This window comes from Arthrobacter sp. 10N410 (assembly GCF_056394945.1).
In genome coordinates this window covers 215052-231561 of record NZ_JBFTIP010000003.1, presented here as the reverse complement: position 1 = coordinate 231561, position 16510 = coordinate 215052, and the positions used below count along the sequence as shown (strand labels likewise).

The 16510-nt window shown below is 63.5% G+C and carries 4 protein-coding genes and 3 rRNA genes; 6 read left to right on the top strand and 1 reads right to left on the bottom strand.

The features are described from left to right. Window positions 1-2: 2 nt before the first annotated feature. Window positions 3-2621, bottom strand: coding sequence for an alpha-glucan family phosphorylase (gene glgP / locus AC1DB8_RS08775; protein ID WP_476892785.1), 2619 nt, complete (start codon window positions 2619-2621; stop codon window positions 3-5). Between the two features lie 140 nt (window positions 2622-2761). Between glgP and AC1DB8_RS08770 the strand changes: the two genes are divergently transcribed. From AC1DB8_RS08770 to rrf, 6 genes are all read left to right on the top strand, one after another. Continuing rightward, window positions 2762-4843 (top strand): alpha-1,4-glucan--maltose-1-phosphate maltosyltransferase, encoded by a 2082-nt coding sequence (locus tag AC1DB8_RS08770; protein WP_476892784.1) that lies wholly within the window; start codon window positions 2762-2764, stop codon window positions 4841-4843. After that, window positions 4840-6636, top strand: coding sequence for a maltose alpha-D-glucosyltransferase (treS, locus tag AC1DB8_RS08765; protein WP_441419054.1), 1797 nt, complete (start codon window positions 4840-4842; stop codon window positions 6634-6636). The genes AC1DB8_RS08770 and treS overlap by 4 nt, the downstream gene beginning before the upstream one ends. Before the next feature lies 1 nt (window position 6637). Continuing rightward, a complete protein-coding gene (locus AC1DB8_RS08760) occupies window positions 6638-10318 on the top strand; it encodes a 1,4-alpha-glucan branching enzyme (RefSeq protein WP_476892783.1) in 3681 nt (1226 codons plus the stop codon). 398 nt (window positions 10319-10716) lie between these two features. After that, a 16S ribosomal RNA gene (locus tag AC1DB8_RS08755) occupies window positions 10717-12243 on the top strand. A gap of 498 nt (window positions 12244-12741) precedes the next feature. Further along, a 23S ribosomal RNA gene (locus tag AC1DB8_RS08750) occupies window positions 12742-15769 on the top strand. Window positions 15770-15940: 171 nt separating this feature from the next. After that, a 5S ribosomal RNA gene (rrf, locus tag AC1DB8_RS08745) occupies window positions 15941-16057 on the top strand. The 16S, 23S and 5S rRNA genes sit together here, the layout of an rRNA operon. Window positions 16058-16510 lie beyond the last annotated feature (453 nt).

The window sequence follows — 16510 nt, the reverse complement described above, 5'->3', positions numbered from 1 at the left end:
GGCTATGCGTTCACGATCAGGCCCAGCTCGGCCTTGGACGCCAGTCCCTCGTGCTTGGGCAGCACCCGGACGGTGTAGCCGAAGGAGCCGGACCGGTCGATCACCAGTGTCCCGCTGAACAGGTACCGGCCCTTGCCCAGGTCTTCCACGGACTGCAGCTCCGCCACGGTGACATCGGTCAGCTCATCGCTGTCCTCGGCCCGGCCGAAGGCCACCTCCACCGCGACATCCTCCGGCCGCAGGGTGTGGAGCGCCACGTAGGCGTTCACCTGCAGGTCGTCGCCGATCTGCGGGTCCTCGGAGACGCCCACCGAGTCCACATGTTCAACCTGGATCTGGGGCCAGGCGGCGCGGAGCTGCGAGGACCAGGCGGCGAGCTCCTTCGCTGCGGCAAAGTTGTCCGCCGACGCCTTCCGCCCGGCCACCGCGGCCGGCCGGTAGAGGACGTTGACGTAATCCTGCAGCATCCGGTCCGCGGACACGGCCGGACCGAGGTGGGACATGGTGTGCTTGATCATCGAGACCCAGTGCGTGGGCACCTTCTGCGCCACGGACTGGGAGGGGCCGGCGGCGCCCGCCTCGTCGGAGACGGTGAGCCCGTAGAACTTCGGCGCCACCTGGCTTTCGAGGAGCTCGTACAGGGCCGAGGCTTCAATGTCGTCGCGTTCCTCCGGGGACGCGTCGTTGTTCGCCGTCGGGATCGCCCAGCCGTTCTCGCCGTCGTACATTTCATCCCACCAGCCATCCAGCACGGAGAGGTTGAGCGAGCCGTTCAGGGCGGCCTTCATCCCCGAGGTGCCGCATGCCTCGAGTGGGCGGAGCGGGTTGTTCAGCCACACATCGCAGCCGGGGAAGAGGGTCCTGGCCATGGCGATGTCGTAGTTGGGCAGGAACGCGATCCGGTGCCGGACCGCGGGGTCGTCGGTGAAACGAACCAGATCCTGGATCATCTTCTTGCCGGCATCGTCCGCCGGGTGCGACTTGCCCGCAATAACCAGCTGGATCGGGTGGGTCTTATGCAGCAGCAGGGCCTTGAGTCGGTCCGGATCGCGCAGCATCAGGGTGAGGCGTTTGTAGGTCGGCACGCGGCGGGCGAAGCCGATAGTGAGGATGTCCGGGTCCAGCACCGAATCCGTCCAGGACAGCTCGGCGTCGGCGGCGCCGCGCTTCTTCCAGGCGGCCCGGAGCCGGCGGCGGACGTCTTCGACCAGCGAGACCCGCATTTCGCGCCGCAGCGCCCAGAGGGCTTCGTCGCTAACGTTGTAGGCCAGGTCCCAGCGGCCCTCCGTCTCGGCGTCGGCGCCGAACTGTTCACGGGCCAGCTGGGATACGCGGGGATCCACCCAGGTGGGCACGTGCACGCCGTTGGTGACCGACGTGATGGGCACCTCGGCATGGTCGAACCCGGGCCAGAGCGCGGAGAACATGCCGCGGGAGACGACGCCGTGCAGCTTCGCGACGCCGTTGGCGCGCTGGGCCAGCCGTAGCCCCATCACGGCCATGTTGAAGACGAACGGGTTGCCGTCGGCAAAGTCCTCGCGGCCCAGGTCCAGGATCTTTGCGATCGGCACATCGGGGGCCAGGCCCGCGGTGAAAAAGTGCTCGATCTGCGAGGTCTCGAAGCGGTCGATGCCGGCCGGGACCGGGGTGTGCGTGGTGAACACGGTGGAGGCGCGGCCCGCGGTCAGGGCTTCTTCCCAGCTGAGCGGGTGCTCCCCGGACATCAGTTCCTGGATGCGTTCGACTCCCAGGAAGCCGGCGTGGCCTTCGTTCGTGTGGAACACCTCCGGCGCGGGGGCGCCGGTCAGACGCTGGTAGGCCCGCAGCGCCTTGACCCCGCCCATCCCCAGCAGGAGTTCCTGTTGCAGCCGGTGGTCGCCGCCGCCGCCGTAAAGGCGGTCGGTGACGCCGCGCGCCGCGTCGTCGTTGCCCGCCACGTTGGAATCCAGCAGCAACAGCGGGACGCGGCCGACGTCGGCGCGCCACACGTGCGCCAGCAGGCGCCGGCCGTGGGGGAGCGGCAGGGAGATCTGGATGGGCCGGCCGTTACCGTCCGGGGCCGGCTCACGGAGCAGGGTCAGCGGCAGTCCGTCCGGGTCGAGGACGGGGTAGGTCTCCTGCTGCCAGGCGTCGCGGGACAGGGACTGCTTGAAGTAGCCGGCCTGATAGAGCAGGCCGACACCGATCAGGGGAACGCCAAGGTCCGAGGCCGCCTTCAGGTGGTCGCCGGCCAGAATGCCGAGTCCGCCGGAATACTGCGGCAGCACCTCGGTGATGCCGAACTCGGGCGAGAAGTACGCGATGCAGCGGGGCGCGTCCTCGCCCAGGCTCTGGTACCAGCGGGGCTGCTCCAGGTAGCGGTCCAGATCCTCGGCGGCCGCGTGGACACGGCGCACCACGTCCTGGTCCGCGGCGAGGCGCTGCAGCTCTTCCCTGCTGACGAGGCCCAGGAAGGTCACCGGATCGTGGGCGCTCTCGGCCCAAATGGCCGGGTTTAGCTGCTCGAAGAGCTCCCGGGTCGGCAGGTGCCACGACCAGCGCAGGTTGGTGGCGAGCCGCGCCAGGGGCCGGATCGATTCGGGAAGAACAGTTCGGACGGTAAATCTGCGGATAGCCTTCACCAGCGAAACACTAACGGACAACGCAGAGCCCCGGAACAGCTTTGGGTTTCTTTCCGGTAAATGTCGGATTGACCTCGGGATTCACCCAAAAAACTGAGCAGCCTTAGCATTCTGTGCGATTTGTAGATAACGTCGAGGCTGTGACGACTAACTCGCGAACCAGTGCCGTGTCCAAGCAAAAGCCGAAGGCCCTGATCACGGAGGGCCTCAAATTCGGCAGATTTCCAATCACCGCCGTGCAGCCCGCGGTCGAAGACGGAAAGTTCCCCGCCAAGGCAGTAGTCGGCGAGAGCATCGTGGTCGGCGCCACTGCCTTCCGTGAGGGCCACGACATGCTCGGCGTCAGCGCCGTGCTCCTGGACCCGCGGGGTAAGGAGCGGCAGCGCGTCCGTCTGGCCCCGCCGCGCGGGGACCGGGGCAAGGGCACCGACCGCTGGGAAGGCCTGCTCACCCCGTCCGGCACCGGCAAGTGGTCGTTCGTCATCGAGGCCTGGCACGACCGCTACGGCACCTGGCACCACAACGCCGAAGTCAAGATCGAAGCGGGCATCGACGTCGAGCTGATGCTGGCCGAGGGCGCCGCCCTGCTGACCGAGGCCTCCGAGGACGCCACCCGTCCCTCCGCCGACCGGCGGACCCTGCGGATCGCCGTCGTCGGCCTGTCCGATGGTTCGAAGACCCCGGAGGAGCGCCTCGCCGCCGGCTTCAGCGCCGACGTCGCCGATGTGGTTGCGCGCCAGCCGATCCGGGAACTGGTGACCGTCTCCGATCCGTATCCGCTGCTGGTGGAGCGCGAGCTCGCCGGCCGAGGCGCCTGGTACGAATTTTTCCCCCGCTCCGAGGGCGCCGTCCGCAACCACGAAACCGGCGAGTGGACCTCCGGGACGTTCCGCACCGCCGCGAAGCGGCTCGACGCCGTCGCCGCGATGGGTTTCGACATCATCTACATGCCGCCGATCCACCCGATCGGTACCCAGCACCGTAAGGGCCCGAACAACACCCTGCTGGCCGGCCCGCACGACCCCGGCTCCCCGTGGGCGATCGGTGCCAAGGAAGGCGGCCACGACGCCATCCACCCGGACCTGGGCACCTTTGAGGACTTCGACGCCTTCGTGGCGCGCGCAGGCGAACTGGGACTGGAGGTGGCGTTGGACCTCGCGCTGCAAGCCGCCCCGGACCACCCCTGGGTGCAGAGCCATCCGGAATGGTTCACCACCCGCGTGGACGGCAGCATCGCCTACGCCGAAAACCCGCCGAAGAAGTACCAGGACATCTTCCCGCTGAACTTTGACAACGACCCGGCGGGCCTGTCCAACGAGATCCTGCGGATCGTCCAGCTCTGGATCAGCCACGGCGTCAAGATCTTCCGCGTGGACAACCCGCACACCAAGCCGGTGTGGTTCTGGGAATGGCTGATCGCCAAGGTCAACAAGAAGAACCCCGAGGTCGTCTTCCTGGCCGAGGCCTTCACCCGGCCGGCGATGATGCACGCGCTGGGACGGGCCGGGTTCCAGCAGTCGTACACCTACTTCACCTGGCGCAACACCAAGGAGGAGCTGGAGGAGTACTTCCAGGAGGTCAGCCACGAATCCCCGGCCTACTTCCGTCCGAACTTCTTCGTCAACACCCCGGACATCCTCACCGAGTACCTGCAGTTCGGCGGACCGGCGGCGTTCAAGATCCGTGCCACGCTTGCCGCCACCGCCAGCCCCATCTGGGGCGTCTATGCCGGCTACGAACTGTACGAGCACGTCGCCCGGCCGGGCGCGGAGGAGTACATCGACAACGAGAAGTTCGAGTACAAGGCCCGCGACTGGGACGCCGCGGCGGAGTCCGGCCGCACCCTGGCCCCGTACCTCACCCGGCTCAACGAGATCCGGCACACCCACCCGGCCCTCGGCGACCTGCAGAACCTCACGGTGCACCAGAGCACGGACAACGCCACGGTGGTCTACTCAAAGCACAAGACCCTCCCGGACGGCAGCAAGGACACCTTGATCGTCGTGGTCAACGTGGATCCGCATGGCATCCGGGAGAGCACGGTGACGCTGGACCTGGCGGCGCTGGAGCTGGACCCTGAGGACCTGACGCACAACGGCCGCTTCGTCGTCGATGACCTGCTGACCGGCGAAAGCTGGGAATGGGGGGAGTACAACTACGTACGCCTTGACGCACATGTCGAACCAGCCCACATCCTGAGCATCCGGAGGCAGCGCCCGTGAGTTTCAGCCCGAGCAACCCCAACCAGCACTTCACCCCGAAGGGGACTTTCGAACTGAACGCTCCCGGACTCCAGCACGACCCCCACTGGTACCGGAAGGCGGTCTTTTACGAGGTCCTGGTGCGTGGTTTCGCCGACGGCAACGGCGACGGCTCCGGCGACTTCCACGGGTTGATCGAGAAGCTGGACTACCTGCAGTGGCTCGGCGTCGACTGCCTCTGGCTGCCGCCCTTCTTCCAGTCTCCGCTGCGCGACGGCGGCTACGACATCTCGGACTACAACTCGGTGCTGGACGAATTCGGCACCATCAGCGACTTCAAGCGGCTCGTCGCGGAGGCCCACGCCCGCGGCGTCCGGGTCATCATCGACCTGCCGCTGAACCACACCTCGGACCAGCACCCCTGGTTCCAGGAGTCGCGCAAGGACCCGGACGGCCCGTTCGGAGATTTCTACGTGTGGAGCGACACGGACGAGAAGTACCAGGACGCCCGCATCATCTTCGTGGATACCGAGGAATCCAACTGGACCTTCGATCCGATCCGCCGCCAGTTCTTCTGGCACCGATTCTTCTCCCACCAGCCGGACCTGAACTTCGAGAACCCCAAGGTGATCGATGCCCTGTTCGACGTCGTGCGGTTCTGGCTGGACCAAGGCATTGACGGCTTCCGCGCCGACGCCATTCCCTACCTCTTCGAGGAGGAGGGCACCAACTGCGAGAACCTGCCGGCCACCCACGAGTTCCTGCGCCAGCTGCGCCGGATGGTCGACGAAAGCTACCCCGGCCGTGTGATCATCGCCGAAGCCAACCAGCCGCCGGCCGAAGTGGTGGAATACTTCGGCACCGAAGAGGAACCGGAATGCCACATGGCCTTCCACTTCCCGATCATGCCGCGGCTGTACTACGCGTTGCGGGACCAGAAGGCCGCGCCCATCATCGAGACGATGAAGGACACCCCGGACATTCCCGAGGGCGCCCAATGGGGCACCTTCCTTCGCAACCATGACGAGCTCACTCTGGAAATGGTCACGGCCGACGAGCGCGCCGCGATGCTCGGCTGGTACGCGCCGGACCCCCGCATGCGCGCCAACATCGGCATCCGCCGCCGGCTGGCACCGCTGCTGGACAACTCCCGCTCCGAGATCGAACTGATCAACGCGTTGCTGCTCTCGCTGCCGGGAAGCCCGTTCCTGTACTACGGCGACGAAATCGGCATGGGCGACAACATCTGGCTCGAGGACCGCGACGCGGTCCGCACCCCGATGCAATGGAACCCGGACCGCAACGCCGGGTTCTCCAACGCCGACCCGGGCAAGCTCTACCTCCCGGTGATCCAGTCGCTGGTCTACAACTACAGCATGGCCAACGTTGAAGCCGAGGCCGCCCACTCCGGCTCGCTGCTGCGCTGGACCCGTCAGATCCTCAGCGTCCGCAGGAACCACCCCGCCTTCGGGCTCGGCTCGTTCCAGCACGTCGAGGCGGATCACGACGTCGTCCTTTCCTACCTGCGCGACCTACCGGCGGGCAACGCCGCCGGTGAGGAGGCAGAGACCATCCTGTGCGCGTTCAACCTGTCCCAGCACCCGGTGGCCACCACGCTTAGGGTGCCGCAGTATGCCGGCCGCGGGCTCCGCGACGTTTTCGGCGGTCAGGCGTTCCCCGCCATTTCCGACGACGGCACGCTGACCCTCACCCTGGGCAGCCACGACTTCTTCTGGCTGCGGATCCGTTCGGCCGCATCCAACCCGGCATCGCCCCACACCCAGGCGATGCCTATCCTGTCCATCGAAGGCTGAAATGACCCGACCCACCCTTTCCCCCGCGCTGGACGCCCTGCTCCGCAGCTGGCTGCCGCGCCAGCGCTGGTTCCCCGTCAAGAGCGCGCACTTCAGCTTCGAGCCGGCGGGCCGTGTGCGCCTCGGCGCCGGCCCGGCGGCCGCGACGCCGGAGATCGGCGCGGAGCTTGAAGTTCTGCTGCTCGCGGTGACGTACCCGACGGCGGACGGCAACCGCACCGACGTCGTGCAGGTGCCGCTCAGCTCCCGCGCCCTGCCGCTGGCGGGTGCGGGAGCCGCCCTGCTCGGGGAGATTCCCGCGGACGGCACGGACGCGGCACACGGCTGGATCTACGACGGCGTGCACGACCCGGCGTTTATCGCGGCTTGGCTTGACCTCATGCGCGAACGCGCCGCCACAAGCGACGGCACGGCCGCCGGGCACCTGGTGGAATCCGATTACCGGCTGCCGTTCGCCACTGGCAAGGTCCGGGTGCTCTCCGGCGAGCAGTCCAACAGTTCGGTCATAGTGGACGACGGCGCCTCCGCGGCGATCCTCAAATTCTTCCGGGTGCTGTCCGAGGGGCAGAATCCCGAAGTCGAGATCGGTGCGGCCCTGACCGCCGGCCGCACCGTTGAGGTCCCGGCCACCCTCGGCTGGGTCACCGGCGAATGGACCGTCCCCGGGGGTGCCTCGACCGCCCGCGGCGAGCTCGCCGTCGCGCACGAATTCCTGGCCGGCGGCCTGGACGCCTGGCGCCTGGCCGTGGACGCGGCCAGCACCGGCACCGACTTCACCGCCGAAGCCCGCGCCCTGGGCGTCGCCACGGCCACCGTGCACCGCCGGCTCGCCGAGGCACTCGGCACCGCAGCGGAGTCCGTGCCGGGCGGGGACATCGCGCCCGGCGTCGCCCAGCGGGTCCGGCAGTCGTGGGCGGAAGCCGGCGCCGCCGTCGGGCCCTTCGACGACGAACTTGAGGCGCTCCTTACGCGGCTCGAAGGCAGCAGTGCCGGCCGGCTGCAGCGGATCCACGGCGACCTGCATCTCGGCCAGATCCTGCAGGTCCCCGGCGGACCCGGGAAACCGGCCCGCTGGGCGATCCTGGACTTCGAAGGGGAGCCGCTGCGCCCGATCTCCGAACGCAACTTCCCGGACGTGCCGCTCCGCGACGTGGTCGGCATGCTGCGGTCCTTCGACTACGCCGCCGGCGCCGCCGTCCGCGAGTACGACGACGCCGTCGTCCCCGCGGCCTGGGTGGACGACTGCGCCGAGGCCTTCCTGGCCGGCTATGCGGAAGTCACCCCCGGCACGATCGACCGCGACTCGCCCCTGTTCGTGGCGTTGTGGCTGGACAAGGCTCTCTACGAAGTTGTTTACGAACTACGGAACAGGCCGGACTGGCTCGCCATCCCGGTGAATGCATCCCGTCGTCTCCTCGGCAGTACAGGCCCCGGCGTTCCCGCCGAAGCCGCAGCGGAAGGTAACAAAATGACAGGTTCAGCACGTACCGATCGACCCGGAGTCCCGCTTCCCGTGGACGCGGAGACCCTTGCGCGCGTCGCCGCCGGCGAGCACCACGCGCCGCATTCGGTCCTTGGCGCGCACCTCGACGACTACGGCCACGTCACCATCCGCACCGTGAAGCACCTCGCGGAAGCCGTCTCCGTGGTCACCGCGGCCGGCAGTTTCCCGATGTCGCACGAATCCGGCGGCGTGTGGGTGGCCGTGCTGGACCCGCTGGACGAAGGGCATGTTCCGGACTACCGGCTTGAGGTCACTTATGAAGGCCAGGCACCGCAGCAGGCCGACGAGCCTTACCGCTACCTGCCGACGGTGGGGGAGATCGACCTGCACCTGATCGGCGAAGGCCGGCACGAGCGCCTCTGGGATGTGCTGGGCGCACACGTCCAGCACTACAAGTCCGTCCTGGGCGACGTCGACGGCGTGTCCTTCGCGGTGTGGGCCCCGAACGCCCAGGCCGTGCGGGTCAAGGGCGACTTCAACGGCTGGGACGGCCGGGAATCCTCCATGCGCTCCCTCGGCTCCTCCGGGGTGTGGGAACTGTTCATCCCCGGCGTTATAGCAGGGGCGTGCTACAAATTCGAGATCAAGACCAAGCACGGGCACTGGGTGGAGAAGGCCGATCCGCTTGCCTTCGGCACGGAGGTTCCTCCGCTGACGGCGTCCCGCGTCGTCGAGCCCTCTTACGCCTTCAAGGACGAGGAATGGATGAAGGCCCGCGCGGCCCGGGATCCACACAATGCCGCGATGAGCGTCTATGAGGTCCACCTTGGGTCCTGGCGGGTCGGGCTCGACTACCGCCAGCTGGCCAAGGAACTCGTGGAGTACGTGAAGTGGCTCGGCTTCACCCACGTGGAGTTCATGCCCGTCGCGGAACACCCCTTCGGCGGATCGTGGGGCTACCAGGTCACGTCCTACTTCGCACCCACCTCGCGCTTCGGGCACCCGGACGAGTTCCGGCACCTCGTGGACGAACTGCACCAGGCCGGCATCGGCGTGCTGTTGGACTGGGTGCCGGCGCACTTCCCCAAGGATGCCTGGGCGCTGGCCCAATTCGATGGTGGGCCGCTGTACGAGCACTCCGATCCGAACCTGGGCGAACACCCGGACTGGGGCACGCTGATCTTCGACTTCGGCCGCAGCGAAGTCCGCAACTTCCTGGTCGCCAACGCCCTCTACTGGCTGGACGAGTTCCACATCGACGGCCTCCGCGTCGACGCCGTGGCCTCGATGCTCTACCTGGATTACTCCCGTGAGGAGGGCCAGTGGCAGCCGAACCGCTTTGGCGGCCGCGAGAACCTCGAGGCGATCTCCTTCCTGCAGGAGGTCAACGCAACGGTCTACAAGACGCACCCCGGTGCGGTCATGATCGCCGAGGAATCCACGGCATTCCCGGGGGTCACCGCCCCCACCAGCCAGGGTGGCCTGGGCTTCGGCATCAAGTGGAACATGGGCTGGATGCACGACTCGCTCAAGTACATGGCCGAGGACCCGTTCAACCGGAAGTGGCACCACGGCACCATCACGTTCTCCCTGGTTTACGCCTACACGGAAAATTTCCTGCTGCCGATCAGCCACGACGAGGTTGTGCACGGCAAGGGCTCGATGCTGCGCAAGATGCCCGGCGACCGCTGGCAGCAGCTCGCGAACCTGCGGGCCTTCCTGGGCTACCAGTGGGCCCACCCGGGCAAGCAGCTAATTTTCATGGGCACCGAGTTCGGCCAGGAAGCGGAATGGTCAGAACAGTACGGCCTGGACTGGTGGCTGGCCGACATCCCCGCGCACCGCGGCGTGCAGCTCCTGACCAAGGACCTGAACGAGCTGTACAGCTCCACTCCGGCGTTGTACGAACGCGACAATGACCCCGACGGCTTCCAGTGGGTCAACGGCGGGGACGCGGACCGGAACGTGCTGACCTTTATCCGTCGGGACGCCGCCGGCAACGAGCTGGTGTGCGCCTTCAACTTCTCCGGCTCCCCGCACCAGGACTTCCGCTTGGGCGTCCCGGCCGTGGGGCAGTGGCAGGAAGTCCTGAACACCGACGCCGCTGCCTACGGCGGCTCGGGTGTCCTGAACGAGGGCACCCTGACAGCGGCCGACGGCGGCACCGACGGCCAGCCCGCCACGCTCACCGTGACGTTGCCTCCGCTGGGCGCCGCCTACTTCAAGCCGATCAGCTAGCCACGTGACGGCATGGCTGTAACGGCCATCTCGATCGGAGGGCCCGGAATCCTTGGGATTCCGGGCTTTTCCGTGTCCTGCACCGGCCGCCGATCCGGGCCGCAGGAGAGACCGCCGGGGCCGCTTTGTCACCCGGCTCAAGTGGTGGTAGAGTTTATTTCCGCGCTGCTCCCCGGAGTTGATCCGCTAAGAAGACCAAGAAGCCTATGGCAAGACTGAGTCGGACCGCTGATTTGACTAGGGTGAAGCACGCGGGTAAGTTTGAAAAGTTTATTGAATTGGTTGATTGTGCCGGGCCTGCCACCCCGTGGTTGGGTCCGGTGTTTTTAGCTGGTTTCAAATTTTGTGCATTGTGTTTATCCCGTTTTCCCGGGGTTGCATGGTGTGTCTGTTTTACTTCAACGGAGAGTTTGATCCTGGCTCAGGATGAACGCTGGCGGCGTGCTTAACACATGCAAGTCGAACGATGATCCGGTGCTTGCACCGGGGATTAGTGGCGAACGGGTGAGTAACACGTGAGTAACCTGCCCTTAACTCTGGGATAAGCCTGGGAAACTGGGTCTAATACCGGATATGACTCCTCATCGCATGGTGGGGGGTGGAAAGCTTTATTGTGGTTTTGGATGGACTCGCGGCCTATCAGCTTGTTGGTGAGGTAATGGCTCACCAAGGCGACGACGGGTAGCCGGCCTGAGAGGGTGACCGGCCACACTGGGACTGAGACACGGCCCAGACTCCTACGGGAGGCAGCAGTGGGGAATATTGCACAATGGGCGCAAGCCTGATGCAGCGACGCCGCGTGAGGGATGACGGCCTTCGGGTTGTAAACCTCTTTCAGTAGGGAAGAAGCGAAAGTGACGGTACCTGCAGAAGAAGCGCCGGCTAACTACGTGCCAGCAGCCGCGGTAATACGTAGGGCGCAAGCGTTATCCGGAATTATTGGGCGTAAAGAGCTCGTAGGCGGTTTGTCGCGTCTGCCGTGAAAGTCCGGGGCTCAACTCCGGATCTGCGGTGGGTACGGGCAGACTAGAGTGATGTAGGGGAGACTGGAATTCCTGGTGTAGCGGTGAAATGCGCAGATATCAGGAGGAACACCGATGGCGAAGGCAGGTCTCTGGGCATTAACTGACGCTGAGGAGCGAAAGCATGGGGAGCGAACAGGATTAGATACCCTGGTAGTCCATGCCGTAAACGTTGGGCACTAGGTGTGGGGGACATTCCACGTTTTCCGCGCCGTAGCTAACGCATTAAGTGCCCCGCCTGGGGAGTACGGCCGCAAGGCTAAAACTCAAAGGAATTGACGGGGGCCCGCACAAGCGGCGGAGCATGCGGATTAATTCGATGCAACGCGAAGAACCTTACCAAGGCTTGACATGGACCGGACCGGGCTGGAAACAGTCCTTCCCCTTTGGGGCCGGTTCACAGGTGGTGCATGGTTGTCGTCAGCTCGTGTCGTGAGATGTTGGGTTAAGTCCCGCAACGAGCGCAACCCTCGTTCCATGTTGCCAGCGCGTAATGGCGGGGACTCATGGGAGACTGCCGGGGTCAACTCGGAGGAAGGTGGGGACGACGTCAAATCATCATGCCCCTTATGTCTTGGGCTTCACGCATGCTACAATGGCCGGTACAAAGGGTTGCGATACTGTGAGGTGGAGCTAATCCCAAAAAGCCGGTCTCAGTTCGGATTGGGGTCTGCAACTCGACCCCATGAAGTCGGAGTCGCTAGTAATCGCAGATCAGCAACGCTGCGGTGAATACGTTCCCGGGCCTTGTACACACCGCCCGTCAAGTCACGAAAGTTGGTAACACCCGAAGCCGGTGGCCTAACCCCTTGTGGGAGGGAGCTGTCGAAGGTGGGACTGGCGATTGGGACTAAGTCGTAACAAGGTAGCCGTACCGGAAGGTGCGGCTGGATCACCTCCTTTCTAAGGAGCGCCTACAATCACCGTGCCTCATGTATGTGGGTGTGTCGGGGTTGTCAGGAGTACGCCCGTTGCGCAGACGTAAGTTCTGCGGCGGGTGCTCACGGGTGGAATATCAGCAAATAGCGGCCGCATGGTTTGGTCCTTGCCCAGTACGGATGCTTTTGAGTGTCCTGGAACGGTGGGGGCCCGGGTTGTGCGGTTTAGTGTTTGGCACACTGTTGGGTCCTGAGACAACAGGACCGGGGGGAGGGTGACTTTCTTCCGGGACTTGTGTTTCTGGTTTCCCGGCTGCAGCGTTTCATGCAYTGTGTGGGTCCTTTCGGGGGTCCGGGTGTGTGGGGTGTGTGGTACGGGGTTGTTGTTTGAGAACTACATAGTGGACGCGAGCATCTTTTATAAGAAGCAATTTCCAAGAATATGAACCTGGATCTGGTTCCATGCCTTCGGGTGTGGGGACGGTTTCATGGTTCTCTCGAAAATTACTCCTTGATCTTTTGTGGTCAAGTTTTTAAGAGCACACGGTGGATGCCTTGGCATTAGGAGCCGAAGAAGGACGTAGGAATCTGCGATAAGCCTGGGGGAGTCGATAACCGGACTGTGATCCCAGGGTGTCCGAATGGGGAAACCCCGCCAGACGCGCGAGTGATCTGGTGACCCGCATCTGAACACATAGGGTGCGTGGAGGGAACGCGGGGAAGTGAAACATCTCAGTACCCGCAGGAAGAGAAAACAATAGTGATTCCGTCAGTAGTGGCGAGCGAACGCGGATCAGGCTAAACCGTTCCATGTGTGATAGCCGGCGGGCGTTGCATGGTCGGGGTTGTGGGACTTTCCGTTCTGTCTCTGCCGGGACAGTGGGGTGAGAGCATGTGCATAGGTGAACGGTCTTGAAAGGCCGGCCAGAGAGGGTGTGAGCCCCGTAACCGAAATGTAGTGTGCCGCCTGGGAAGTATCCCAAGTAGCACGGGGCCCGAGAAATCCCGTGCGAATCTGTCAGGACCACCTGATAAGCCTAAATACTCCCTAATGACCGATAGCGGACCAGTACCGTGAGGGAAAGGTGAAAAGTACCCCGGGAGGGGAGTGAAACAGTACCTGAAACCGTGTGCTTACAATCCGTCGGAGCAACCTTGTAGTTGTGACGGCGTGCCTTTTGAAGAATGAGCCTGCGAGTTAGTGTTACGTCGCGAGGTTAACCCGTGTGGGGRAGCCGTAGCGAAAGCGAGTCTGAACAGGGCGTTGCAGTGGCGTGATCTAGACCCGAAGCGAAGTGATCTACCCATGGCCAGGTTGAAGCGACGGTAAGACGTCGTGGAGGACCGAACCCACTTCAGTTGAAAATGGAGGGGATGAGCTGTGGGTAGGGGTGAAAGGCCAATCAAACTTCGTGATAGCTGGTTCTCCCCGAAATGCATTTAGGTGCAGCGTTGCGTGTTTCTTACCGGAGGTAGAGCTACTGGATGGCTAATGGGCCCTACAAGGTTACTGACGTCAGCCAAACTCCGAATGCCGGTAAGTGAGAGCGCAGCAGTGAGACTGTGGGGGATAAGCTTCATAGTCGAGAGGGAAACAGCCCAGACCACCAACTAAGGCCCCTAAGCGTGTGCTAAGTGGGAAAGGATGTGGAGTTGCGAAGACAACCAGGAGGTTGGCTTAGAAGCAGCCATCCTTAAAAGAGTGCGTAATAGCTCACTGGTCAAGTGATTCCGCGCCGACAATGTAGCGGGGCTCAAGTACACCGCCGAAGTTGTGGCATTCAGATATTAGCTAAGCCCTTGTGGTTCAGGCGTCTGGATGGGTAGGGGAGCGTCGTGTGGGCAGTGAAGTCGCGGTGTAAACCAGCGGTGGAGCCTACACGAGTGAGAATGCAGGCATGAGTAGCGAAAGACGGGTGAGAAACCCGTCCGCCGAATGATCAAGGGTTCCAGGGTCAAGCTAATCTGCCCTGGGTAAGTCGGGACCTAAGGCGAGGCCGACAGGCGTAGTCGATGGACAACGGGTTGATATTCCCGTACCGGCGAAAAACCGCCCATGCTGAACAGGGGATACTAACCGCCCGAGACCTGCCCGATCACCCTTGTGGTGTGAGGGTTTTGGTGGAGCGCGGGACCTGATCCTGGGAGGCAAGCGTATTAACAGGTGTGACGCAGGAAGGTAGCCGAGCCGGGCGATGGTTGTCCCGGTCTAAGGATGTAGGGCGAACGGTAGGCAAATCCGCCGTTCATGATGCCTGAGACCCGACGGGACCCCCGTATGGGGGGATTCGGTGATCCTATGCTGCCTAGAAAAGCATCGACGCGAGGTTTTAGCCGCCCGTACCCCAAACCGACACAGGTGATCAGGTAGAGAATACTAAGGCGATCGAGAGAATTATGGTTAAGGAACTCGGCAAAATGCCCCCGTAACTTCGGGAGAAGGGGGGCCCCCATCGTGATGGACACAAGCTGTCCGGAGCGTGCAGGGGCCGCAGAGACCAGGGGGAAGCGACTGTTTACTAAAAACACAGGTCCGTGCGAAGTCGCAAGACGATGTATACGGACTGACTCCTGCCCGGTGCTGGAAGGTTAAGAGGACCGGTTAGCCGCAAGGCGAAGCTGAGAATTTAAGCCCCAGTAAACGGCGGTGGTAACTATAACCATCCTAAGGTAGCGAAATTCCTTGTCGGGTAAGTTCCGACCTGCACGAATGGAGTAACGACTTCCCCGCTGTCTCAACCATAAACTCGGCGAAATTGCAGTACGAGTAAAGATGCTCGTTACGCGCAGCAGGACGGAAAGACCCCGAGACCTTTACTATAGTTTGGTATTGGTGTTCGGAGTGGCTTGTGTAGGATAGGTGGGAGACGTTGAAGCCCGGACGCCAGTTCGGGTGGAGTCATCGTTGAAATACCACTCTGGTCACTTTGGACATCTAACTTCGGCCCGTAATCCGGGTCAGGGACAGTGCCTGATGGGTAGTTTAACTGGGGCGGTTGCCTCCTAAAAAGTAACGGAGGCGCCCAAAGGTTCCCTCAGCCTGGTTGGCAATCAGGTGTCGAGTGTAAGTGCACAAGGGAGCTTGACTGTGAGAGAGACATCTCGAGCAGGGACGAAAGTCGGGACTAGTGATCCGGCGGTACATTGTGGAATGGCCGTCGCTCAACGGATAAAAGGTACCTCGGGGATAACAGGCTGATCTTGCCCAAGAGTCCATATCGACGGCATGGTTTGGCACCTCGATGTCGGCTCGTCGCATCCTGGGGCTGGAGTAGGTCCCAAGGGTTGGGCTGTTCGCCCATTAAAGCGGTACGCGAGCTGGGTTTAGAACGTCGTGAGACAGTTCGGTCCCTATCCGCTGCGCGCGCAGGAAATTTGAGAAGGGCTGTCCTTAGTACGAGAGGACCGGGACGGACGAACCTCTGGTGTGTCAGTTGTACTGCCAAGTGCACCGCTGATTAACTTACACCACACACTCCTTTGCGTGAACGGATTCAAAAGACGTTCACACCAGCAGAGGAGTACAAAGAAACAAGACTGCTTGCGTCCACTATGTGGTTCCCAAACAACAAACCCGCCACGGGYACGTTGCTTGAAGGAACCAAAACTGAATAACAACACCACCACCGCCCCGCCACGGGCGGTAGCGGACAAGTTGTAACCACCAGATTTCCCACCCCRGGACAACCCTCACCAGGGCCCCGGGGGCGCGGACACAGGGTTACGGCGGTCATAGCGTGGGGGAAACGCCCGGTCCCATCCCGAACCCGGAAGCTAAGACCCACAGCGCCGATGGTACTGCACCCGGGAGGGTGTGGGAGAGTAGGTCACCGCCGGACAACCAKTACAGCCAGGCCCCGACACMCAGTGTCGGGGCCTGAGCCTTTTAACACCCCAAACACAGTGCCATTGAGAGGGACCAGCGGACACTCCCTCACCACCTGCGTAGTAGACGGGATCGCTCTCGCATAACTCTCCCGCGGCACCGGCAAGTACCCGACGGACCGTCCCGCAGCCCAAGCTGTGATGAGGCCCGGGTGAGCGCCGTCCGGCTGGGCTGTGAGACTTGACACCGCATCGGCCTAAAGCCCCGCTGCCGTTAGCCGGGTGCTGGCGTCTCGCCTAGAATTGATTGAGATGTACGGACTTCGAAGCGCTTGATTTCGGGTTGCGTAGGGAACGAAACACGGAAACAGAGCGGCTGCGATTGCGCCAGTGGTCAGCTCATAACAGGAGGAATCCAACATGGCTGAGCATAACGACGGCAACCGCGGCGGCAACGACCGCGGCAA